Source organism: Vogesella lacus (assembly GCF_979366295.1).
In genome coordinates, this window is the sequence record NZ_CEETQT010000003.1 from 281814 (window position 1) to 305298 (window position 23485).

Annotated in this window: 20 protein-coding genes and 2 pseudogenes; 15 read left to right on the plus strand and 7 right to left on the minus strand. The window is 59.1% G+C overall.

Annotation, left to right across the window (positions count from 1 at the left end):
* The first annotated feature begins 58 nt into the window (after nucleotides 1-58).
* From ACZ9W6_RS05420 to ACZ9W6_RS05460, 9 genes and pseudogenes are all read left to right on the plus strand, one after another.
* Nucleotides 59-841, plus strand: coding sequence for a YdcF family protein (locus ACZ9W6_RS05420; protein ID WP_465190050.1), 783 nt, complete (start codon nucleotides 59-61; stop codon nucleotides 839-841).
* Nucleotides 838-1602, plus strand: coding sequence for a competence/damage-inducible protein A (locus tag ACZ9W6_RS05425; protein ID WP_465190051.1), 765 nt, complete (start codon nucleotides 838-840; stop codon nucleotides 1600-1602). Before ACZ9W6_RS05420 ends, ACZ9W6_RS05425 begins: the two co-directional genes overlap by 4 nt.
* Before the next feature lie 232 nt (nucleotides 1603-1834).
* A complete protein-coding gene (locus ACZ9W6_RS05430) occupies nucleotides 1835-2470 on the plus strand; it encodes a peroxiredoxin (protein WP_465190052.1) in 636 nt (211 codons plus the stop codon).
* Nucleotides 2471-2687: 217 nt separating this feature from the next.
* Nucleotides 2688-3710, plus strand: coding sequence for an isopenicillin N synthase family dioxygenase (locus ACZ9W6_RS05435; protein ID WP_465190053.1), 1023 nt, complete (start codon nucleotides 2688-2690; stop codon nucleotides 3708-3710).
* Between the two features lie 42 nt (nucleotides 3711-3752).
* Entirely contained in the window at nucleotides 3753-4532 is a 780-nt protein-coding gene (locus ACZ9W6_RS05440) for a MetQ/NlpA family ABC transporter substrate-binding protein (RefSeq protein ID WP_465190054.1), read from the plus strand.
* Between the two features lie 203 nt (nucleotides 4533-4735).
* Nucleotides 4736-5500: pseudogene (locus ACZ9W6_RS05445) on the plus strand (methionine ABC transporter ATP-binding protein); the annotation flags it as partial.
* Nucleotides 5501-5527: 27 nt separating this feature from the next.
* Nucleotides 5528-5746 (plus strand): NIL domain-containing protein, encoded by a 219-nt coding sequence (locus tag ACZ9W6_RS05450; protein ID WP_465190122.1) that lies wholly within the window; start codon nucleotides 5528-5530, stop codon nucleotides 5744-5746.
* Nucleotides 5746-6423, plus strand: coding sequence for a methionine ABC transporter permease (locus ACZ9W6_RS05455; RefSeq protein WP_465190055.1), 678 nt, complete (start codon nucleotides 5746-5748; stop codon nucleotides 6421-6423). The genes ACZ9W6_RS05450 and ACZ9W6_RS05455 overlap by 1 nt, the downstream gene beginning before the upstream one ends.
* A gap of 78 nt (nucleotides 6424-6501) precedes the next feature.
* Complete coding sequence (locus ACZ9W6_RS05460) at nucleotides 6502-7293, plus strand: MetQ/NlpA family ABC transporter substrate-binding protein (RefSeq protein WP_465190056.1); 792 nt, start codon at nucleotides 6502-6504, stop codon at nucleotides 7291-7293.
* A gap of 78 nt (nucleotides 7294-7371) precedes the next feature.
* On the opposite strand, the gene ACZ9W6_RS05465 is transcribed toward ACZ9W6_RS05460, so the two are convergent.
* The gene (locus tag ACZ9W6_RS05465; protein WP_465190057.1) at nucleotides 7372-7836 is read right to left on the minus strand and encodes a single-stranded DNA-binding protein; all 465 of its coding nucleotides are present in this window, start codon (nucleotides 7834-7836) and stop codon (nucleotides 7372-7374) included.
* Between the two features lie 16 nt (nucleotides 7837-7852).
* Nucleotides 7853-9250, minus strand: a complete 1398-nt coding sequence (locus tag ACZ9W6_RS05470) for an MFS transporter (protein WP_465190058.1) — start codon at nucleotides 9248-9250, stop codon at nucleotides 7853-7855.
* Between the two features lie 129 nt (nucleotides 9251-9379).
* Here ACZ9W6_RS05470 and uvrA point away from each other — a divergent pair, with 129 nt between their 5' ends.
* Nucleotides 9380-12202, plus strand: a complete 2823-nt coding sequence (gene uvrA, locus ACZ9W6_RS05475) for an excinuclease ABC subunit UvrA (protein WP_465190059.1) — start codon at nucleotides 9380-9382, stop codon at nucleotides 12200-12202.
* Nucleotides 12203-12309: 107 nt separating this feature from the next.
* The gene (locus ACZ9W6_RS05480; RefSeq protein WP_465190060.1) at nucleotides 12310-12930 is read left to right on the plus strand and encodes a LysE family translocator; all 621 of its coding nucleotides are present in this window, start codon (nucleotides 12310-12312) and stop codon (nucleotides 12928-12930) included.
* On the opposite strand, the gene ACZ9W6_RS05485 is transcribed toward ACZ9W6_RS05480, so the two are convergent.
* Nucleotides 12927-13661, minus strand: coding sequence for an EAL domain-containing protein (locus tag ACZ9W6_RS05485; RefSeq protein WP_465190061.1), 735 nt, complete (start codon nucleotides 13659-13661; stop codon nucleotides 12927-12929). The two genes, ACZ9W6_RS05480 and ACZ9W6_RS05485, sit on opposite strands and share 4 nt — an antisense overlap.
* A 170-nt stretch (nucleotides 13662-13831) precedes the next feature.
* Here ACZ9W6_RS05485 and ACZ9W6_RS05490 point away from each other — a divergent pair, with 170 nt between their 5' ends.
* Nucleotides 13832-15439, plus strand: coding sequence for a methyl-accepting chemotaxis protein (locus tag ACZ9W6_RS05490; protein ID WP_465190062.1), 1608 nt, complete (start codon nucleotides 13832-13834; stop codon nucleotides 15437-15439).
* 65 nt (nucleotides 15440-15504) lie between these two features.
* On the opposite strand, the gene ACZ9W6_RS05495 is transcribed toward ACZ9W6_RS05490, so the two are convergent.
* Genes ACZ9W6_RS05495 through lptF form a run of 4 tightly spaced genes read right to left on the minus strand, consistent with a single transcriptional unit; the run spans nucleotide 15505 to nucleotide 20708 of the window.
* The gene (locus ACZ9W6_RS05495) at nucleotides 15505-15975 is read right to left on the minus strand and encodes a MaoC family dehydratase (protein WP_465190063.1); all 471 of its coding nucleotides are present in this window, start codon (nucleotides 15973-15975) and stop codon (nucleotides 15505-15507) included.
* Entirely contained in the window at nucleotides 15959-18532 is a 2574-nt protein-coding gene (locus ACZ9W6_RS05500) for a [protein-PII] uridylyltransferase (RefSeq protein WP_465190064.1), read from the minus strand. Before ACZ9W6_RS05500 ends, ACZ9W6_RS05495 begins: the two co-directional genes overlap by 17 nt.
* On the minus strand, nucleotides 18529-19602 hold the full coding sequence (gene lptG / locus ACZ9W6_RS05505) for an LPS export ABC transporter permease LptG (protein ID WP_465190065.1): 1074 nt from the start codon (nucleotides 19600-19602) through the stop codon (nucleotides 18529-18531). The genes ACZ9W6_RS05500 and lptG overlap by 4 nt, the downstream gene beginning before the upstream one ends.
* Entirely contained in the window at nucleotides 19599-20708 is a 1110-nt protein-coding gene (gene lptF, locus ACZ9W6_RS05510) for an LPS export ABC transporter permease LptF (protein ID WP_465190066.1), read from the minus strand. The genes lptG and lptF overlap by 4 nt, the downstream gene beginning before the upstream one ends.
* Nucleotides 20709-20875: 167 nt before the next feature.
* On the opposite strand from lptF, the gene ACZ9W6_RS05515 reads away from it, so the two are divergent.
* The 3 genes and pseudogenes from ACZ9W6_RS05515 to ACZ9W6_RS05525 all read left to right on the plus strand — a co-directional run.
* On the plus strand, nucleotides 20876-22438 hold the full coding sequence (locus ACZ9W6_RS05515) for a leucyl aminopeptidase (RefSeq protein WP_465190067.1): 1563 nt from the start codon (nucleotides 20876-20878) through the stop codon (nucleotides 22436-22438).
* On the plus strand, nucleotides 22425-22847 hold the full coding sequence (locus ACZ9W6_RS05520; protein ID WP_465190068.1) for a DNA polymerase III subunit chi: 423 nt from the start codon (nucleotides 22425-22427) through the stop codon (nucleotides 22845-22847). The genes ACZ9W6_RS05515 and ACZ9W6_RS05520 overlap by 14 nt, the downstream gene beginning before the upstream one ends.
* A pseudogene (locus ACZ9W6_RS05525) lies at nucleotides 22847-23485 on the plus strand (hypothetical protein); the annotation flags it as partial. The gene ACZ9W6_RS05520 and the pseudogene ACZ9W6_RS05525, both read left to right, overlap by 1 nt.

A 23485-nucleotide genomic window follows, 5' to 3' on the forward strand; every position in this document is an offset into this window, starting at 1 on the left:
TAAATGACGGCATGGTAGCCTTGCGCTACCATGCCGTTTTTCATGGCCGGAGCATGCCGTGTCAGATACTGTCAGTCTTGATTTTCTGTTGCGCCAGCTGCTGGCAATGCTGTTCCTGCCGCCACTCAATGCCTTGTTGCTGCTGTCGGGGGCGTGGTTGCTGCGCCATCGTTGGCCGCGAAGTGCGCGAGCAGCAACCCTGACGGCGCTGTTGCTGATTTACCTGCAAAGCACCCCCTGGCTTGCCAGCCAGCTGAATGAGAGCCTGTCGCCGTATCCGCCGGCCACGCTGGCACAGGTCAGGCAAAGCGAGGCCATCGTGATACTTGGTGCCGGCAAACGACCGGCGCGCGAATATGCGGCCAACGTGCCGACCGGCGATGCGCTGGCAAGGCTGCGCTATGGTGTGTGGCTGTCACGCCAGAGTGGTGTGCCGATCTTGCTGTCTGGTGGTGCGCCGATTCCGGGGGAGGCTGAGGCACTGGTGATGGCGCGGGTGCTGCAGCAAGAATACGGCCTGACACCGCGCTGGCTGGAGGCGGCTTCCAATACGACGGATGACAACGCCAGGCTGTCTGCGCAGATACTGCGCCAGCACAAGGTTGGCCGCATCACGCTGGTGACGCAGGCTTGGCATATGCCGCGCGCGATGGCGGCTTTCGCCACTACCGGATTACAGGTCTTGCCGGCACCGACCGGTTTTGTCGAATATGAAGGTGTAGCGCTGCATAAGTGGCTGCCATCCGGCCGCGCCATGCAGGAGGTGCATCAGGCCGAGCGCGAATGGCTGGGGCGTGGCTTTTACCAACTCAGGGAAATCATACGGAGCATGACAAGATGAAAACCGGAGCACTGATCATTGGTGACGAACTGCTGTCGGGCAAGCGGCAGGACAAACATATGCAGGCGCTGATCCGCATCCTGGCGGCTCGTGGCATGAAGCTGTCGTGGGTCGAGTATCTGGGCGATGATCCGGCCCGTATCGAAGCCGCGCTGCAGCGGGCGTTTGCCGGCGGCGAGCTGGTATTCAGCTTTGGCGGTATTGGTGCGACACCGGACGATCACACCCGCGCCTGTGCCGCGCGCGCATTGGGTGAGCCGCTGGCGATTCATCCGGAGGCGCGTGTGATCATCGAAGAGCGCTTCGGTGAGGAGGCTTATCCGCATCGCATCAATATGGGCAATATCCCGCAAGGCGCCAGCCTGATTCCGAACCCGGTCAACCGCATGCCGGGCTTCAGCTGCGGTCATGTGCACTTCGTGCCGGGTTTCCCGAGCATGGCCTGGCCGATGATCGAGTGGGTACTGGACACGCATTATCGGGCACTGTTCAGCGATAGCCCTGATGTGGAAGAGGGCTGTGTCGCGGTGAATGCACGCGAAGGTGATCTGATCAGCCTGATGCAGGATTTTGTCGCACGCTATCCGGATTTGCGCTTTTCCAGCCTGCCGAACTTCGGCAATGAAGTGATCCCCGAAATGCACATCGAATTCGCATTCTGCGGCCAACCTTCGCTGGTTGGTATCGCCATCACGGAATGGCGCATGGCCTTGCAGGATAAGGGTTATGAACTGCGTGAACGCGCGCCGCGGCTGGCGTGAATGACAAAACCGGTCGCCTGCTGCGGCCGGTTTTCATTTATGTGGTGTGTTCGTCGTTTTGCGGCGGCAGGTATGCAGGCTGATGCGATGACTGGTGTGGCGCTGGCTGATTCGAATAAGCAGCGCAGCTTTTCTTGTTTCAACTGGCACCCAGACTTCCCTACAGTAGGCCCATCACTTGCCCGGTCAGTCGGGTAAGGTAAACGGTAAAACTGTATAGCGGAGGAATGCCATGACATTGCGACTGGGCGATCTCGCCCCTGATTTTGTTCAAGCCTCGAGCGAGGGGACTATTCACTTCCATGATTGGCTGGGTGACAGCTGGGGCATCCTGTTCTCGCATCCGGCTGACTTTACCCCGGTGTGCACCACCGAGCTTGGGTACACCGCGAAGCTCAAGGACGACTTTGGCCGCCGTAATGTGAAAGTGCTGGCACTGTCGGTGGACTCGGTTGAATCGCATATCGCGTGGATCAAGGACATCAATGAAACCCAGCACACCACGGTGAATTTCCCCATCCTGGCCGATAGCGACCGCAAAGTGTCCGAGCTGTATGGCCTGATTCACCCGAACGCCAGCAGCACCCATACCGTGCGTTCGGTATTCGTGATTGATCCGGCGAAAAAAATCAGGCTGACGCTGACCTATCCGGCCAGTACCGGTCGCAATTTTGACGAGTTGCTGCGGGTGATCGACTCCTTGCAGCTGACCGAATATCACAGCGTGGCCACACCGGCCAACTGGCAGCATGGTGACGAGGTGGTTATTGTTCCGTCCTTGCAGGACGAGGCGATCATCAGCGAGAAATTCCCGCGAGGTTATCGCGCCTTGCGACCTTATCTGCGACTGACGCCGCAGCCGCAGTAGCGGATATTGCCGCGTACTCCCCGGTTTTCTCTACTCTCACGGGTTTTGGCCGCCTCTTCGGATGCGGCCTTTTTTATGCCTGAAAAACAGCCCGGCAAATTCATTGGCTGGATAAACAGTCCAGTTTTTATCGGTTCAGCATTTTGCACGCGCTGGTTAGCCTAGAGTCATCAATGTTTGCAGCTGCCTTGAGTGGCGGTTTTCCAGGAGACCGATTATGTCGCAACGCGAACTATCAACACTGCCCTTGCTGGATCTGCGTGATCTGGATGGTGATGCCGGCCGGCGTCAGCATTTCCTTGAATCCTTGCGAGCAGCCGCGCGTGATGTCGGCTTTTTCTATCTGCAAGGTCATGGTTTGTCACTGGGGCAAGGGCAGGCGGTGCTGCAGGCGGCTCGTGATTTCTTTGCCTTGCCAGGCGCGGCCAAGCAGGCGGTTGCCATGATCAATTCGCCGCAGTTCCGTGGTTATACCGCGGCAGGCAAGGAGCTGACGCGGCAGCATGCCGACTGGCGCGAGCAATTCGATATCGGGGCCGAGCGCAGCCTGTGGCCGGACAAGGTGCAGCCAGCGCCGTGGGTGCGGCTGCAGGGGCCGAATCAATGGCCTGATGAATTGCCGGCCTTGCGGCCAACCTTGCTGGCGTGGCAGGACGCCGCCACAGCGATCAGCATCCGGCTGTTACGTGCTTTTGCCGAAGTGCTGCAGCAGCCGGCCGACAGCTTTGACGCGGCATTTCTCGAGGCCCCGATCCAGCATCTGAAAATCATCCGCTATCCGGGGCGTGAACATACCCGCAGCGAGCAGGGTGTGGGGGCGCACAAGGACAGCGGCTTCCTGACCCTGTTGTTGCAGGACAGCGAAGCCGGCTTGCAGGTCGAGCATGGCCAGGGCTGGTTGGCCGCACCACCGCTGGAGGGCACGCTGGTGGTGAATATCGGCGAGGCGCTGGAGTTGGCGAGCAATGGTTATCTGCGCGCCACCGTACATCGGGTGGTGACGCCGCCAGTCGGGCATGAGCGCTTGTCGGTGGCCTTCTTTCTGGGGCCGCGGCTGGACGCCACCATTCCCTTACTGCCACTTTCGCCCGAACTGGCGCGAGAAGCCCCCGGCCCGGCGACTGATCCGGCCAACCCGCTGTTTTACGAAACCGGTTTCAACATCCTGAAAGGCCGTTTGCGTTCGCATCCGGACGTGGCCGAACGCTATTACGCCGACGTGCTGTCGACGGCGGTTTGAGCAAGCTTGTCCATTACCCTTACCTGATCAAAGGAAACCATCATGAAAAAACAGACATTACTGCTGAGCTGGCTGGTCCTGTTGCTGGCGAATCCCCTGAAGGCTGCCGATCTGGTGGTGGGTGCCGAGGCGGTGCCGCATGCCGAGATTCTGGAATTCGTCAAACCGGCATTGGCCAAAGAAGGAATCAAACTGCAGGTGCGCGTATTTACCAATGGCTTGCAGGAAAACTTTGCCGTGGCGAACAAGGAGATCGACGCCAATTACTTCCAGCACCAGCCATTTCTTGATGGCTTCAACAAGAGCAAGGGCACGCAGCTGGTAAGCGTGGCACCGATTCATGTCGAGCCATTCGGTGCGTATTCGCGCAAATACCAGCAGCTGGCGCAATTGCCGCAAGGTGCGGTGGTGGGGATTCCGAATGATCCGTCCAATACCGCACGTGCCTTGCTATTGTTGCAGAAAAACGGGCTGATCCGGCTGAAAGACCCTGGCAACATTCTGGCAACCGCCAAAGATGTGATTGCCAACCCGCGCAAGCTGCAGATTCGCGAGCTTGAAGCCGCAACCCTGCCGCGCCTGCTGCCACAGCTGGATCTGGCGCTGATCAATACCAACTACGCCTTGCAGGCCGGCTTGCGGCCAACCCGTGATGCCTTGTTCATCGAAGACAAGCAATCTCCTTACGCCAATATTCTGGTGGCGCGGCAGGATAACCGCGCAAGCCCGGCCTTGAAAAAACTGACGGCGGCACTGACGACGCCGGAAGTGAAGAAGTTCATCGAACAGAAATACCAGGGTGCGGTGGTGCCGGTGTTCTGAGCGGGCTTGAAGTGGCGGGATGTTGGTGATGATGGCCGTTCATGTCTTCAGGCATGAGCGGCCATTGTTTTTTCAGTGCCTCGTTTATTCCGAATGGTGATTAATTACGCTTTTTTTATGTATTTTTGTTTGATTTCGCTCGCCGTACACTGGTTTTCAGCCAGCCGATGCGCTTGGTAACGGGCAAGAGAAGAGAGTCAGACATGATCCGGATTCAGCATTTGAACAAAACCTATCCGCAGCAGGGTGCCGCCGTGACGGCACTGGCGGATGTCAGCCTGGATATCGCCGCTGGCGAGATCTTCGGGATTATCGGCCGCTCTGGGGCAGGCAAGAGCACGCTGATTCGCTGCCTCAATCTGCTCGAGCGGCCGGACAGTGGCAGCATCAGCCTTGGCGGCGTCGAGCTGGCTAGCCTGGATGAGCGCCGCCTGCAGCAACAGCGCCAGCGTATCGGCATGATCTTCCAGCATTTCAATCTGCTGCGCTCGCGCACGGTGGCCGGCAATGTCCGCTTTCCGCTCGAGCTGGCCGGCACGCTGACGACTGCGCAGCAAGACGCTCGCGTGGCCGAGCTGTTGCAGCTGGTTGGCTTGTCAGCTCACAGCCATAAATACCCGTCACAACTGTCGGGCGGGCAGAAACAGCGAGTCGGCATTGCACGGGCACTGGCTAATCAGCCTGATGTGTTGCTGTGTGACGAGGCGACATCGGCGCTGGATCCGGAAACCACCGATGCCATCCTGGCCTTGCTGGCCGATATCAACCGCCAGCTCGGGCTGACCATCATCCTGATTACGCACGATATGCGGGTGATACGCCAGCTGTGCGACAGCGTGGCGGTGATCGACCACGGCCGGATTGTCGAGCAGGGCACGGTGCTGGATGTGTTCTTGCAGCCGGCGCATGCCGTGACGCAGAGCCTGCTGGCCGAAACCGGCCTTGGCCAGCGGGCCTTGCAGGATGACTGGCGTCGTCGTATCGGCTTGCCGGTATTGAAACTGACCTTTATCGGCGAGCCTGCGCTGCAGCCGGTACTGGATAAGGTTGGCCGCGAGGCCGGGCTGCGGGTCAATCTGCTGTCGGGCACGTTGTCTGAAATCAAATCCACCCCTTTTGGCCAGTTGCTGGCGGCCGTGGTGGCCGCCGATGTGGAGGTCGGCAGTCTGCCGGCGATTTTTGCCCGCGAGGGCGTGCGTTGCGAGGTGCTGTGATGGGCGATTTTGACTGGGCTTTGCTGTGGCAGGTCGACTGGGCGGAAATCGGGCTGGCGACGCTGGATACGCTGACCATGTTGTTGTTGTCGCTATTGTTGACGGTGGCGTTCGGGCTGCCGCTTGGCGTGTGGCTGTATGTGACCGCGCCTGGTCAGCTGCGTGCACGGCCGCGTTTGTATGCCGTGCTGTCTTTTCTGGTGAACGTGCTGCGTTCGCTGCCTTTCGTGATTTTGCTGATCGTGCTGATACCGCTGACCTTGCTGCTGGTGGGGACGTCGATCGGGGTGGCCGGCGCCATTGTGCCGCTGGTGGCTGGGGCGGTGCCATTTTTTGGCCGGCTGGTGGAGAACGTGCTGCGCGAAGTGGATCGCGGCGTGATCGAGGCGAGCCAGTCCATGGGGGCGCGTTTGCCGCAGATTGTGTTCAAGGTCTTGCTGCCTGAGGCCTTGCCCGGCCTGATTGGTGCGGCCACGGTTACCTCGGTGGCACTGGTCGGTTATACCGCGATGTCGGGTGTCATCGGTGGTGGCGGGCTGGGTGATCTGGCGGTGCGTTACGGTTACCAGCGCTTCCAGACCGAAGTGATGGTGATCACCGTGTTGTTGCTGCTGGTGCTGGTGCAAATTCTGCAAAGCCTGGGGGACAGGCTGGTGCGGCACTGGCGGCGTGATTGAGTGTTTTGGTGAATGTTGATTGTTCTTGGCCGATGGCAGCCTGCTGGCTTGCCCGGTACTAATCTGAAAGGAAATACCATGTCGAAGATTGCCCGTATTGCCCTGGCGCTGAGCCTGACTGCTGGTAGTGTGCTGGCCGCTTATGCGCAGAATGTCAAAGTGACTGTTGCGGCCTCGCCGGTGCCGCATGCCGAGATTCTCGAGGCACTGAAGCCGGTGCTGGCCAAGCAGGGTGTGGATCTGGAGGTCAAGGTTTTCAATGATTATGTGCAGCCGAATCTGCAGGTGGCAGAAAAACGGCTGGATGCCAATTTCTTCCAGCACATTCCTTATCTGGACAAATTCAACAAGGATCGTGGTACCAAGCTGGTGGTGGCCAGCAAGCCGGTACACATCGAGCCATTTGCCGCCTATTCGCAGAAGGTAAAGAAAGTGGCCGAACTGTCACAGGGTGCGACTGTGGCGATTCCGAATGACCCGACCAATGCCGGCCGCGCCTTGCTGCTGCTGGACCAGGGCGGCGTGATCAAGCTGAAAGACCGTAATAATCTCTACCCGAGCGTCACGGATATTGCGGCCAACCCCAAGGGGCTGAAGCTGAAAGAGCTGGAGGCAGCGACCTTGCCGCGGGTGCTGAATCAGGTCGATCTGGCACTGATCAATGCCAATTACGCGCTGGAGGCCAAGCTGAATCCGAAGAAGGATGGCCTGTTTGCGGAAACCACTTCGCCGTATGCCAATTTGCTGGTAGCGCGGCCGGATAATGCCGATAGTGCGGCCCTGCGCAAAGTGGCTGCCGCGCTGACCAGTAGCGAAGCACGCCAGTTTATCGAGCGCAAATATCAGGGGGCGGTGGTGCCGGCATTCTGATAATTCTTTATGGTTTGTCATGAAAAAACCGCCCGGTGATCGGGCGGTTTTTCGTATTGCTGGCGATGATAGTCCGTGTCAGAACGGGATATCGTCGTCCATATCGTCCATGCGCGGGGCCGGCTTCGGCTCCATGCGACGCGGTGCAGCTGGCGGCGCGGACGGTGCCGATGGCGCATCGTAGCGTTGGGCTGGTGCGGCGCCATAACCGTCATCTGCTGGCGGCATTTCGTCGCGGCGGCCACCCTGCATGGTGAGTTCGCTCACGCGTACATCAGGCGACAGGCGCTTGATGCCTTCCTTGTCTTGCCATTCGCGCAGAGTCAGCTGGCCGTAAACGGTGACTTGCTGGCCTTTGGCCAGGTAGTTTTTCAGCGATTCGCCACGCTTGCCCCAGATCTGGCAGCTGAACCAGTTGGTGGTTTTGCGATCGCCAAAGCCGATATCGCTGGCGACGCGAAAGCTCAGTACAACCTCGCCACTCGGGGTGTAGCGCAGTTCCGGGTCGGCGGCCAGGCGACCATCAAAAGTGATGCTATTCATGCGGTTCTCCCAATCATTAATGTGGCTGGTCACCGTGCGGGTGGCCAGCGCAAGTGTAGGTAGTGGCAATCAGGTGACGGACAGCAGCTTCATCCCATCCCTGTTGCATGACTTTAAGGTAGGCAACGCGTTCTTCCAGAATCACCGTGGCTTCCTGGACGCCATCAAGCGCGGCAAGCTGGCTTGAGAGCAGGGAAGCATCGCCTTGCCAGTCGTCGCCGATGTGAAACATCTGCGTTTTCACGGCCTTGGGCGGGGTCATCGACAGCGACAGCGCCAGCCAGGCCAGCATCAGCAGGCTGGTAAAGGCGAACACGCCATTGGCCTGATAGTGGCTGTAGAGCCAGCCGCCGGCAACCGCACCCAGAAAGAGGCCGAAAGATTGCGAAGTATTATACACGCCGATCGCCGTCCCCTTGGCGTCCGCAGGGGCGATCTTGGAGATCAGTGACGGCAGTGTCGCTTCCAGGATATTGAAGGCAATGAAGTACAGTGCCAGCCAGGTCACGATCAGCCAGAAGCTGGATAGCGCCAGCGCCATGCCGATCTGGGCCGCGGTCATCAGCGCCACCGCGGCAACGAATACCTGCTTGAGTCTGGCTTTCTTCTCGCCATAAATAATGGCCGGCACCATCAGGAAGAAACCGGCGACCACCACCGGCAGATACACCATCCAGTGCTGGCTCTTGTCGAGGCCGCCGGTGCTGGTCAGGGCAAACGGGATGGTGACGAACATCGCCATTTGCGCGGCATGCAGCGCGAAGATGCCGAAGTTCAGTCGCAGCAGCTCCGGGTTGCGCAGCACGGCCGGCAGTCGCGCGGTATTGGTGCCGGTGTCGGAGTGAAAATGACTGTGCTGCGGGTCGGGGATGATTTTCCACACGCCAACCAGTGCCATCAGCGACAGCACGCCGGTCAGGGCAAAGATGCCGTTCACGCCGATGTATTTGGCCAGCAGTGGGCCCAGCACCAGGCTGACGGCAAACGTGGTGCCTATACTCATGCCGATGATGGCCATGGCGCGGGTGCGCACTTCCTCGCGCGTCAGGTCGGCGAGGAGGGCGGTAATCACCGCCGAAATGGCGCCGGCACCCTGGATGATGCGGCCGAAAGTCAGCCAGTAGATGTCGCTGGCGCTGGCTGCAATGAAGCTGCCGATGGCAAACAGCAGCAAGCCGGCGTAAATCACTTTCTTGCGGCCAACCTTGTCCGACAGCATGCCCAGCGGCAATTGCAGGATGGCCTGCACCAGGCCGTAACTGCCCAGTGCAATGCCGATCAGGGTGTGATTGTCTGCGCCTTGCAGGGTGGTCGCGTACAGCGCGAACACCGGCAGGATAAGAAACATGCCCAGCATGCGCAGGGCGTAAATGCCGGCCAGGCCGAAGCTGGCGCGTAGTTCTAGTGCGGTCATGGTGTCAGGCGGGTTTCGATTCTTGACATGCAGGGCCTTGCCGCGACAACCCCGACAGCATCAGGGTAGAGCCGCAGTGGCCAAGTCCGGTATAGTAACAGGTTCCCTGAGCCACGGTGAAAGACAGGCATGGATTCGATTCGCATACGCGGTGCACGCACGCACAATCTCAAGAACGTCAATCTTGATCTGCCACGCCACCAGCTGGTGGTGATTACCGGCCTGTCCGGCTCGGGCAAGAGCTCGCTGGCGTTTGATACCCTGTATGCCGAGGGCCAGCGCCGCTATGTCGAAAGCCTGTCGGCCTATGCACGCCAGTTCTTGCAGCTGATGGAAAAGCCCGATGTCGATCTGATCGAAGGTCTGAGTCCGGCGATCTCCATCGAACAGAAAGCCACCAGCCACAACCCGCGCTCCACCGTGGGCACGGTGACCGAGATTCACGACTACCTGCGCCTGTTGTATGCGCGGGTTGGCGATCCGCATTGTCCGGATCATGATGTGCCGCTGGCCAGCCAGACCGTCAGCCAGATGGTGGATCACGTGCTGGCGCTGCCGGAAGAGACGCGGGTGATGATCCTTGCGCCGGTCATCGTTGGCCGCAAGGGCGAAAACCTTGATCTGTTTGATGATCTGCGCGCGCAGGGCTTTGTGCGCGTGCGCGTCGATGGCGAGGTGTACGAGCTGGATGCGGTGCCCAAGCTCGACAAGAACAAGAAGCACACCATCGAAGTGGTGATCGACCGCCTGAAAGTACGCGCCGATATGCAGCAGCGTCTGGCCGAGAGCTTCGAGACCGCGCTGCGCCATGCCGAAGGCCGTGCGATTGCGGTAGAGATGGACAGCAATCAGGAGCACTGGTTCTCGGCCAAGTTTGCCTGCCCGGTGTGCAGCTACAGCCTGCCGGAACTGGAACCGCGGCTGTTCTCCTTCAACAATCCGATGGGGGCTTGCCCCAAGTGTGATGGCTTGGGCGAGATCACTTTCTTCGACCCCAAGCGCGTGGTCGCGCATCCGGAGCTGAATCTGGCCTCCGGCGCGATCAAGGGCTGGGACAAGCGCAACCAGTTTTATTTCCAGATGCTGCAGGCCCTCGCTGCACACTACGACTTCTCGCTGGAGCTGGCATTTGAAGAACTGCCTGCCAATGTGCAGCAGGTAATCCTGCACGGCTCAGGCCGTGAGGACATCAGCTTTACTTATGTGTCCGAGCGCGGCACCAAATTCCAGCGCGAGCATCCATTTGAGGGCATCATCCCTAATCTCGAACGCCGCTATCGCGAGACCGACTCCGGTGCGGTGCGTGAAGAGCTGGCCAAGTACCAGAACAACCAGTGCTGCCCGAGCTGCGGCGGCACCCGTCTGCGCAAGGAAGCGCGCCACGTCTTTGTTGGCCGCAAGAACCTGCACGATATCAACCAGATGGCGCTGAAAGAGGCGGCCAACTTCTTTGATACGCTGGAAATCCACGGTCACAAGCAGGCGGTGGCCGAGAAGATCGTCAAGGAAATCCGCGAGCGGGTGTCCTTCCTCAACAACGTCGGCCTCGATTATCTGTGTCTCGCGCGTTCGGCCGATACGCTGTCCGGTGGCGAGGCGCAGCGTATCCGGCTGGCCAGCCAGATCGGCTCCGGCCTTACCGGCGTGATGTATGTACTGGACGAGCCGTCTATCGGCCTGCACCAGCGCGATAACGACCGCCTGCTGGCCACGCTCAAGCGTCTGCGTGATCTGGGTAATAGCGTGATTGTGGTCGAGCACGATGAAGACGCGATTCGTGCCGCCGACTATCTGGTCGATATGGGGCCGGGCGCCGGCGAGCATGGTGGCGAAGTACTGGTGGCGGGGCATCCTGATGAGGTCGCCGCCTGTACCGCCTCGGTAACCGGCGATTTCCTGTCCGGTCGCCGCGCGATTGCCTTGCCGGCGGAACGCCGCGCCGTCAATCCCGAGCGCTTGCTGAAATTGGAAGGTGCCAGCGGCAATAATCTGCGCAATGTCACGCTGGAGCTGCCGCTGGGCATGCTGGTGTGCGTGACCGGCGTGTCCGGCTCCGGCAAGTCGACGCTGATCAATGACACGCTGTACAAGATTGCCGCACGCGACTTGAACGGTGCGAGCGAGGAGCCGTCGCCGTATCGCCGGGTGAGCGGCATGGATCAGCTGGATAAGGTGATCAATGTCGACCAGAGCCCGATCGGTCGCACACCGCGTTCCAACCCGGCGACTTACACCGGCCTGTTTACCCCGATTCGCGAGCTGTTTGCCGGCGTGCCGCTGTCGCGCGAGCGCGGCTATGGCCCGGGCCGTTTCAGTTTCAACGTGAAGGGTGGCCGTTGCGAAGCCTGCCAGGGCGATGGCGTGCTGAAAGTTGAAATGCACTTCCTGCCGGATGTGTACGTACCGTGTGATGTCTGCCACGGCAAGCGCTACAACCGCGAAACGCTGGAGGTGCAGTACAAGGGCAAGAGCATCACCGAGGTGCTGGAAATGACAGTCGAGCATGCGCTGGAGTTCTTCAGCGCCGTGCCGTCGGTGGCGCGCAAGCTCAAGACGCTGATGGATGTCGGTCTCGGCTATATCCGTCTTGGCCAGAGCGCGACCACACTGTCCGGCGGCGAGGCGCAGCGGGTGAAGCTGGCGCTGGAGCTGTCCAAGCGCGATACCGGCAAGACGCTGTACATCCTGGATGAGCCGACCACCGGCCTGCATTTCCACGATATCGACCTCTTGCTGCAGGTCTTGTATCGCCTGCGCGAGCACGGCAATACCGTGGTGGTGATCGAGCACAATCTGGACGTGATCAAGACTGCCGACTGGCTGGTCGACCTCGGTCCCGAGGGCGGTGCCGGCGGTGGCCAGATCATCGCAACTGGCACGCCAGAGCAGGTAGCGGCCAACCCGGCCAGCCACACCGGCCGTTATCTGGCGCCCTTGCTGGTGCGCAAGTGACAGTTTGTTGTGGTGATCGTTGGCAGGACTGCTGATGATTACGAGGGCATGATATAAAGGTTGGCCGCATTTGCGGCCAACCTTTTGTTCTTTAATCAGGAGTGCCCATGTCGCTTGCCACTTTGCTGCTGTTTCTGCCGGCCTGTTTTGCGCTGAATCTCGCGCCGGGGCCAAACAATCTGTTGTCGATCAGCAATGCCACCCGCTATGGCTTTCGCGTCGCCTGCATCGCCGGCATCGGGCGCTTGCTGGCCTTCATGCTGATGATTGCGCTGGTGGCCAGCGGCTTGTCGCTATTGCTGACCGAGGCGGCGTGGCTGTTCAGTGCGATCAAGATCGCCGGCGCGCTCTATCTCTTGTATCTGGGCTGGAGCTTGTGGCGTGCGCCGGTAGCTGCCGCATCGGCGGGTGAAGCCAGGTACGCGCCGCAGGCGATGGCGGCCTTGCTGTGGCAGGAGTTCTGGCTGGCAGCGGGCAATCCCAAAGCCATCCTGATCTTTACCGCCTTTCTGCCGCAGTTTGTTGATGTCAAAGCCGCGGTCGCGCCGCAATTCGCCGTGCTGGGCGCGTTGTTCCTGTTGCTGGAATGGCTGGCGGTGGTGATCTATGCCGCGTTGGGCAGCCAGCTGTCGCGGGTGTTGCAGACCGTTCGCGGCCAACGTCTGTTCAATCGTGGTTGTGGCGGTCTGCTGGCGGGCGCCGGCGCGGCCATGCTGGCGGTGCGCTAGGCGCGGCGGGTGATGAACTCGGGGCGGAACAGATAACCCTGCACATAGTCAACACCGAGCTCGCGGGCGAGAGCCAGATCGTGCTCGGTTTCGATACCTTCCAGAATGGTCTGTTTGCCTTCGTCACGGGCAAAGGCAAGCAACATCTGCAGCAGGCGTTTCTGGCGCGGGTCAGAGATAGTGCGCAGCCATTGACGGTCGAACTTGTAAAAATCCACCACCGACAGGATGGGCATCGCCACCATGGTGCCCGGTGCGCCGATGTCATCGAGTGCGGTGCGGATACCGCGTTGGGCGAGGATTTCGGCCAGCAGCAGGCACTGGTCAGCTTCCTGGATATTGGTGTTCTCGATCAGCTCGATGATGGTTTGCTGTGGACGGTCTATCATTTCCAGCAGGGGGTGATGTCTTTGTACCTGGCTCAGACCGCTCATGGCGTGCGGATCCAGATTCAGAAACAGCATGTCCCCGAGTGGCGCCTGGCTGATCTGCCAGCGTTTGCTCATCAGCTCGACCTGGATCAGGGTGACGCGAGAGTCGTGCAGGGCATCGAACACCAGTTGTGGCGGCAGGGCTTCACAATTGGGGTTGTAAAAGCGGGCAAGCGCCTCGTGACCGGCAGTTTCGAGAGTTTTTGTGGCTTTGATGGGTTGGTATTCGGCACCGATGCGCTGGCTTTCCAGCAAATCAAGCAGTACTTCCGGGCTGAGTGTGTGACGGTGCGAGTCCATTGTGTAAATCGTTGCTATTCTCGTTATCGAACTTTACCGCTACTCTTCGTTTTTGCCTAGCAATTGCCCCTTTATATTTCATGGTTGATTGAATATCAGCGATGCATTTTCTGAATTGTTTTGATAATCTTGCCGACTTGTCTCCCTGACATGCCATACCGAGGGTGTCCATGAAAATCAATATGCCGGTAACGACGACGGAGCTATTTCTTGATCCGCTAAGTCCGATCGTGACCAAGACTGACCTGAAAGGAGCGATTACCTATGTCAATCGCGCTTTTGTCGATATCAGTGGTTTTGAAGAGTATGAGCTGTTAGGTAAAAATCATAATCTGGTACGGCACCCCGATATGCCGCCAGAGGCTTTTGCTGATTTGTGGGACACCATCAAGACCGGCAAACCGTGGCGCGGCCTCGTCAAGAATCGCGCCAAGAACGGTGATTTCTACTGGGTAGAGGCGCATGTCACGCCGATTACCGAGCACGGCAAGATTGTCGGTTATGTGTCGGTGCGCAGCACGCCGGATCGCAACGAGGTGGCTGCGGCCGAAAGCCTCTACGCCAGCATTCGCAACAAACAGGCCAAGGTGCCATCGACGCTGGCGGCCTATGCCCGCCGCAAGGACACCGGCAAGCTCGGCTTTGCCTTGACGGGCATTTTCACGACGGGCTTGTTGGCCGCAGCTTGCTGGCCGGGTTTGTCTGACGGTCAGCGCATCATCATCGCGCTGCTGTCTCTGCTGGCCTTGGGGGCTTCGTCAGCCTGGTGGCGCTGGACCGAGTATCGCCTGATGCGCCAGTTGCATGTCGGTTTCATGAAGTTGTCCGAAGGGCGGCTTGATCAGCCGCTGCGTACCAGCTTTGGTGGCCAGCTGGGTACCATGATGGACAGCCTTGAAGTGCTGCGCCTGCATATGCGTGCGCTGGTTGCCGACTCGATTGCTGCCGGTGGCCGCACCTATCAGCAATCCCATACCCTGAATGCCGAGATGAACGGCCTGGTGTCGCGCGCGCGCGAGCAGGGGGGCGGTTTGCAGGATATCAGTAGTGCGATGGACCAGCTGAGCAACTCGATCGAGGCCGTCGCACTGCAGGCCGAGGAGAGTGTGCGTGGTGCCGAATCTACCCGCGATGCGGCAACGCGGGGCCGGCAGGTGATGGACCGGGCTGCTGATGCGGCAGGGCGCGCGGTTGAAGTGGTGACGCTGTCGAAGACCGAGCTTGGCGAGTTGGACAAGGCGATGGGCGAAATTGGCCAGATGACCAGCCTGATTCACGAAATCGCCGATCAGACCAATCTGCTGGCACTGAATGCCGCTATCGAGGCAGCGCGTGCGGGCGAGATGGGGCGCGGGTTTGCCGTGGTCGCGGACGAGGTGCGCAAGCTGGCCGAGCGCACGGCGGTGGCAACCGACGCGATTGGTGATGTGGCCAAGCAGATCACCACGATTACTGGCAAGGTCTCGTTGAATATGGATCGCTCTGTGGTCGAGGTTGGCCATGTCAGCGAGGAAATCCGCCAGTCGGGCGAGCAGCTTAATGCCCTGCTCGGTATTGCCGACCAGGCACGCGAGTTTGCCGGCAAGCTGTCCGAACGGGTGGCTTCGGATTCGGCAGCCATCCATCAGTTGGCCGCATCTGTGGATCAGTTGGCAGTACTTGGCGAGCAGAATGTGGATACGGCGAGCAAGCTGCAGGGCAGTGCTAGCACGCTGGAGCAGGCGGCGGCTGATCTGGAAAAACTGACCTTGCACTATCGCAAGTGGCAGCAAAAATAAGCTGGCAAGACCATGTAAAAAGCCGTGCCTGAAGGCACGGCTTTTTTGTGACTGCGAGTTGTTGATCAGGCAGTTTGCGGGCGGCAGGCCACCCAGATGCTGACCTTCATGCTGACCGCCAGCTCGTCGTTCTGATTGCGGGTTTCCCACAGCAGATTGACGATGCCGAAGCCGGGTTTGCTGGCCGAACGTTTGCTGGTAGTTACCGTGGCTCTGGCGCGCAGTGTGTCACCGGGGCGGCTGGGGCGCGGCCAACGCATTTCATCAACCTGTACGCCTATCAGGCCGTTTGCCACGCGCGCAAGCTCGCTTTGCGCCACCATGCGCATGGTTAGTGCCGAGACTTGCCATCCGCTGGCTGCCAAGCCATCGAAGAAGGTGTCCTTGGCGGCGACTTCATCCAGATGAAAGATCTGCGGGTCGTACTCGCCGGCAAAGCGTTTGATGTTTTCGGCATCCAGCGTCACGCTGGCGGTGTCGAAATAACGGCCGGTGATCAGGTCTTCGAAATACAGCAGTTCAGATTCGCAAGGCATTGATCAGGTCTTTCTCCAGTGCCAGCAATAACTTGTCATCGTATTGCCTTGGCAGGGATAGCAGGAAGGAGTCTTCGATGCGGCCGCCAAGGGTCATGATCTTGGCGCCATCCACATTGACCTTGTATTGCGACAGCACATGGGCAATGCGTGCCAGCAGGCCAGGGCGGTCGCCGGCGATCAGCGACAGCACATAGTGCTTCTGCTTGTCGTCCGGGCGAATCAGCACCTGCGGCTGGATGGGGAAGTGCTTGAGGTGACGGCTGAGGCGGCCGGCCGGCGGCAGGCGGACAGGCTCCTGCCGCGCAAGGTTGGCCGCAAGTTCGAATTCGACGAAGTTGATCAGGTCACGGTAATCGCCGCTGTGATGCTCGGGCAGGAAGACGTGGAAGGTGTCCAGTGCGTAGCCGTGGCGCGTGGTGTGAATCTTGGCGTCAACAATGCTGTAGTTGGCGCAGCCGAGAAAGGCGCAGATGCGCGCAAACAGGTCAGGCTGGTCGGCAGCGTAAACCAGCAGCTCTATGCCTTCCTTGTCCTCGCTGAGGCGGGCGCGAACCACAGGAGTATCTGTGTCGACGCAGCGGTTGAGCAGTCGTGCGTGCCAGGCGATTTCACGTGCCTGATGGCGCAGGAAGTAAACCCGGTCGACGTGTTGCCACAGCTTCTGCTCGACACCTTCCGGAATTGCATTCAGCCGCAAGATGGCCTGGGCGGCTTTCTTGCGCTCGGCTAGCTCGACATCAATATCGATCTCGCCGCCTTGTAGCAGCATGCGGCGGGTGGCGTGGTAGAGGTCTTCCAGCAGCTTGGCCTTCCAGGCATTCCATACCTTGGGGCTGGTGCCGCGAATGTCGGCAACCGTCAGGATGTACAGCGCCACCAGATGACGCAGATCGCCAACGTTGGCCGCAAAGGCACTGACGATCTCTGGGTCGTAGATATCCTGCTTTTGCGCCACGCTGGACATGGTCAGATGCTGGCCGACCAGCCACTCGACGAGTTCTCCATCCTCGGCTGACAAGCCATGCTGTTCGCAGAACTGGCGCGCATCGCTCATGCCCAGGCGCGAGTGATCGCCGCCGCGGCCCTTGGCGATGTCATGAAACAGGCCGGCCACGTACAGCACTTCGGGTCGCTCGAAGTCCATGATCAGCTGGCTGAGCAGCGGGTATTCGTGCTGGAAGGCCGGTACGGCAAAGCGGCGGATATTTCGCACCACCATCAGGATGTGTTCGTCGACGGTGTAGACGTGAAACAGGTCATGCTGCATCTGGCCGATGATCTTGCCGAAGGCTGGCAGATATTTGCCGAGCACGCCGTACAGATTCATGCGGCGCAGGGTGCGGGTCAGGCCGGCCGGTGCGCGGAAAAGCTGCATGAACAGCGCGCGGTTGCTCGGGTCGCGGCGGAAGCGGCCATTGATCTGGCGGCGCGCATGCCACAGGCCGCGCAAGGTGCGTGGTGCCATGCCGCGCAATTCGTGCTGTTGCATGTGCACGAAGGCTTGCAGGATGGTCGAGGGTTGTTGCTCGAAAATGGTTTCGTCACGCACGCCCAGCATGCCGTTGACGCTGTAGAAGTGCTGGTCAAGATCCTGAGTGATGCGAGGCACGGTGCAGACGATGCGGGCGCGCAGATTGGGCAGCAGGATGCCGTTAAGCTGGCTGATGTTCTTCGAAGCCTTGTAAAACATCTGCATCAGCTGTTCGCTGGCGCGCTTGCCGGGCTGCTCTTCGAGCGCGCTCATGTCGGCAACCGTGTTTTGCAGATCAAAGATCAGCCGGTCTTCACGCCGGCGCGCCGCGAGGTGCAGGTCGATGCGCAGCCGCTCCAGCTGCTTTTCACTGTACTTGATCAGCCGCGCTTCGGATGGGGTCAGGATGTCGTTGGCGATCAGGCTGTCCCAGGTTTGGCCGACGCCGATGGCTTTGCTGATCCACAGAATGGTGTGCAGATCACGCAGGCCGCCTGGGCTTTCCTTGATGTTGGGCTCCAGATTGCTGCCGGCACCGAAGTGCTTGTTGTGGCGCTGTTGCTGTTCCAGCAGCTTGCCTTCGAGAAAGGGCAGCGGGTCGCGCCGTTTCTCGACGGCAATATTCAGCTGGTGATGCAGGGTGATATTGCCCGCCAGCATGCGGTTTTCCAGCAGCGTAGTGGCAACGGTGATGTCCTTGTCGGCTTCTTGCAGGCATTCGTCTACGGTGCGGACACTGTGGCCAACGTCAAGGCCGATGTCCCACATCACGCCGATGAAGTTCTCGACAAAGCTTTGCAGGCTGTCCGTGGTTGCTGCTGGCAATAACAGCAGCAAGTCGATATCGGAATGCGGGAACAGTTGGCCGCGGCCATAGCCGCCGACGGCGATCAGCGCTGCACGTTGGCCAAGACCCAGCACGTCCCAGACCGAGCGGATGACGCTGTCGACCAGTTGACTGTGTGCTATCAGGTACTGCCTGCCATCTCGGCTGTCGCGGTACTGTTCCGCCAGCTGCTGCCTGCCTTGCTGCAGGGTCTGTCGCCAGCGCTGACACAATGCCAACTGATCGTTTGCGCTCATCGTTGCTCTTGTCTCCAGATTAGCCAGCTGCCTGCAATGAGGAACAGCAGGGTGGGGAGGATGGCCGCCAGTATCGCGTTCCAGTCATACAGCAAGCCCAGGTGTCCGAACAGGCGGTTGCTGAAGTGGAAGGCAATGCCGAGACTGATGCCGGTAAACAGTTTGAAGCCCAGATCATTATGCCGGTTTTGCGCCGGGGTAAAGGCAAGCGCGATCAGCGCCATAGAGATGCAGGCCAACGGGTAAAACAGCTTGCTCCACAGCGCGATCTCGTAGCGCTGGGTTTTCTGCTGATTGGCCTCAAGGTGGCTGATATAGGTCATCAGGTCCAGTGCCGACATCTGCTCGGGCACCACCAGTAAAACTGACAGGATCTTCGGATCGAGTACGGATTGCCAGGCGCGAGTCTGTTCGTGGCTGGTCAGGATGCGCTCGGGCGTGATGATGGAGCTACGCACATTCTCGAGCTGCCAGGCGTTGTTCTGCTGATAGGTAGCGCGCTCGGCATACTCGCTGCGCGTCAGGCGGTGCTCGTCGTCATAGCTGTAAATGCGGATGCCCAGCAGCGTATTGTCAGGCAGCATCTCGCGCACATTGATGAAGTTCTTGTCATCTTTGACCCACAGGCCGGAGCGGAACTCCTGGGCAACCAGCGAGCGGGTGGCGTTGAGCTTGAGCTTTTCGGCCTGTTGCTCGGCACGTGGAGCCAGCCATTCGCCGGTGGCCAGCGCGATCAGCGCCATCAGGATGCCGAACAGCAGTTTGGTGCGCGCGATCTGGCCAAGCGAGACGCCAAAGGTGCGAATCGCGGTGTATTCGGCGCTACCGGCCAGCTGTGACATGGCAACCAGCGCGCCAATCAGTACCGCCAGCGGCATCAGTTCGTAGGCGTGGCCAGGCATCAGCAGCAGGACATGCAACAGCATGGTCGGGCCATCGTAATCACCGCGACCCAGGTCCGGAATTTCCTTGATCAGGTCAAAAAAACCGTAGAGGCCAAGCAGGCAGGCCAGGGTAAAGACCGTGGTGCTGAAAAAACGGCTCAGCAGATAGTTGCGAATGGTGGTCATGATGTCTTCCTTGCGAACGGTGCGCGCAGATAAGCCAGCAAGGAAGTGGCAGGGCGATTGCGGTAGTGCAGCAGGGCGAGCGCCAGCGCCAGCATCAGCAGGTGAGCCGGCAAGATGCCCAGCGCCGAAGGCAGCTTGTCGCTGGCAATCCAGCTACGCAGCAGCCAGAGCATGTTCTGGTAGGCGAGATAAGCCAGCAAGGCAAACATCAGGTTGTAGGCGTGGCCGGCGCGCGGGTTGTAGTAGCTGAGCGGGATGGCCAGCAGAGCCAGAATCAGCGCGCACAAGGGTAATGACAGACGCCAGGCCAGCTCGGCACGATCTTGCGGTTTGTTGCTTTGCCAGAGATCTAGCGTGGCCTTCTCTCCGCTGGACAGCTCGCCGCTCACGCTACGCGGGTTCTCGCTGATCTTGATGGTGTATTCCTGGAATTCAGTCACCTCAAAATCACCCTTGCCGGCTTCGCCAACATAATAGCGGCCGTTTTTCAGCGTCAGTGTCCGGTTGCCCTGCTCGTCAGTGCCGAGCTTGCCTTCCTTGGCCAGTACGGTCGAGACCTCGCCATTGCGGATGGTCTGAACGAATACATTACGGGTGGCACCGTTGCTGACGGAGTAATTCTCGATGAAGTAAATGCGGTCGCTGCTTTTGGATTCCTTGAACACACCAGGCGCGAGGGCAGACATCTCTTCGCGCTGCTTGAGAATTTCGGCGTATTCCTTGCTGCGCTGCTGGGCCCAGGGTTCGACTACCAGTGTACCCAGGGCAACCAGCAGGCTGAGTGGCAGGGCAAAGGCCATGACCGGTTTGATCCAGTCGCGCAGCGATTTGCCTGCGGCCAACCATACCGCCATCTCGTGCTCGCGCCACATGCGGGTAAACACGACAAGCGTGCTGATGAAAACGGTAAGGATCATCAGGACCGGGAAAAATCCCAATGTCCAGAAACCGATGAGAGCGGCGATGGCATCGTTGGCAATGCGGCCTTGGGCGGCCCGTCCGAGCAGGTTGATGCTCTGGGTGGTAAGCAGAATGGCTAATAAAATAAAAAAAACGCCAATGCTGGTATAAGTGAGCTCTTTGGTGAGGCTTTTTTGAAAAAGCATGTCAATGCAGGCCTGTTTTTGACAATGCGTCAAAAGGGTAGTGATAATTGGAAATAATTGCCTATTCGGCTTTTGTCGCTAGATTTACTTAAGAATGCAAGCAACTGTCAGCCACAAGCTGTATGTGCATTCCAAAATAACCAACACATTAAGGTGGAGTACGATCAATGGAGTTTAACATCAAAAGCGGAAGCCCGGAAAAACAGCGCGTAGCCTGCGTTGTGGTCGGGGTTTATGAAACGCGCAAACTGTCTTTTGCCGCAGATCTGCTTGACCGTATCTCCAACGGTTTTCTGACCGACGTGCTCAAGCGCGGCGATATGGATGGCAAGCTGGGCTCCACGCTGATTCTGCATTCGGTACCGCACACACTGTGCGACCGCGTAATGCTGGTTGGCCTGGGCAAGGAGCGTGATTTCCGCGCCAAGGAATATCGTGAAGCGATTCGTGCTTCGGTGAAAGCGCTGGCAACGACCCAGGCCAATGAGATTGTCAGCTACCTGTCCGAGCTGCACGTGAAGAAGCATGATGTCGAGTGGATGGTTGAGCAGGCTACGGTTACCACTCTGGATGCCTTCTATCGCTTTGATCAGTTCAAGTCCAAGCAGGAAGAACCGCGCGAACCGCGCAAGTTTACCTTTGCCGTACCGCGTCGCAGCGACCTCGCAGATGGCGAGCGTGGCCTGCAGTGTGGCCAGGCTATCGCAGCCGGCATGAAAATGGCCAAAGATCTGGCCAATGCCCCGGGCAATATCTGCACGCCAGCCTATCTGGCCGAGCAGGCGCGTGCCATGGCTGTCGAGTTTGGTGCTGAAGCTGAGGTGTTGGGCCCGAAAGAAATCGCCGAATTGGGCATGCACTCCTTCCTGTCCGTTGCCAAGGGTAGCGATGAGGAGGCGCGCTTTGTCGTGCTGAAGCATTTTGGTGCCAAGGACAAGAATGATCGTCCGGTGGTGCTGGTAGGCAAGGGTCTGACCTTTGACTCAGGTGGCATTTCGTTGAAGCCGGGCGAAGGCATGGACGAGATGAAGTACGACATGGGTGGTGCGGCCGGCGTTATCGGTGCCTTCCGTGCGGCTATCGAGATGAAGCTGCCGATCAACCTGATCTGCGTGGTGGCTTCTTGCGAGAACATGCCTTCCGGCCGTGCGCTGAAGCCTGGCGATATCGTAACGTCGATGTCTGGTCAGACTATCGAAGTGCTGAATACGGATGCTGAAGGTCGTCTGGTGCTGTGCGATGCGCTGACCTATGTCGAGCGTTTCAATCCGGCTACCGTGGTGGATGTGGCGACGCTGACTGGCGCTTGCGTTGTGGCACTGGGTCATGTGGCAACCGGTCTGTACAGCAACCAGGATGGTCTGGCGAAAGAGCTGTTGGCCGCAGGTGAAGAGGTTGGTGATCGTGCATGGCATATGCCGCTGTGGGATGAATATCAGGAATTGCTGAAGAGTCCGTTTGCCGATATGGCCAATATTGGTGGTCGTGCCGGTGGTAGCGTGAGTGCTGCGTGCTTCCTGTCCCGCTTTGCCAAGGCTTACGACTGGGCGCATCTGGATATCGCTGGTACGGCATGGCGTGGTGGAAAAGACAAGGGCTCGACTGGTCGTCCGGTGCCGATGCTGGTTCAGTTCCTGCAGGACCGTGCTGACATCGCCCTGGGTAATGTCGTTCGTCGTGGTCGTCCACGTCGTGAGGTTTCTGAAATCGTAGAAGATGACGCGGATTGATTTTTATACCGACGTAACTGCCTTGCAGGATTTTGCCTGCAAGGCAGTTCGTACCGTGTATCGAAAGGGCGAGTCGCTATTGGTGGTGCTGTCGGATCAGGCAGCACTTGCCGAGTTCAGCGCTCGCCTTTGGGCATTTGGCGATACCGGTTTTCTGCCGCACTGTAAGGCAAGCGATGTGGTGGCGGGTGATACGCCTGTCTGGCTTGATACGGGCTTCTCGGCGCTGCGCCCGGGTATGGTTTTGTTGAATCTGTCAGCAGGCATGCCTTCCGATCCGGCAGCATTTTCGCGTATTCTGGAGGTGGTGGGCTGTGACGAGCTGGCAAAGGAAACGGCCAGAATGCGATATCGTGCATATCTGGGTCATGGCTGCGAAATTCATCATCATGATATGAGAAGAGCTTAATGAGTGATCGCAATGAGGTTCCGGATTGGGATTCGCTGCCGGTATTGACCGAGGTCGTGCACGAAGAGGTGTCGGACCCGGCAAGGGTTGATGCGCCGCTGGTTGCGGATGTGCCTGTGCTGGTTGATTTCGATGTGCCTGATTTTGACTTCAGTGCCGAGCTGGATGAGTTGGCGCATGCCATCCCGACTGGTGAGCTGGAGTTCCCGTCCGAGCTTTCATTGCATGATGTTCTCTCTGGAAAAGATTTGGCCGATGAGGAGTCTTCAACGCTTGATGCCGAAGCCTTGATCAGTAGCCTGCCTTCGCTAGATCTGGATGTGCCCCCCACTGAAGATCTGACGCTTGCGAACGTGTTGCCTGAAGTGCCGCGCAATGATGAGGATATGGGGGATCTGCCGGCTGATTTGTTGGCGCGCATGATCGATGTGCCGGATCTGGCCTTCGAGTCTGAACGAAATTTGATCGAGCATGATCAGATGGCTCTGGAATCGGTGCAGCCGATTCCAGAGCCGATTCCAGAGCCGATTCCAGAGCCGATTCCAGAGCCGATTCCAGAGCCGATTCCAGAGCCGATTCCAGAGCCGATTCCAGAGCCGATTCCAGAGCCGATTCCAGAGCCGATTCCAGAGCCGATT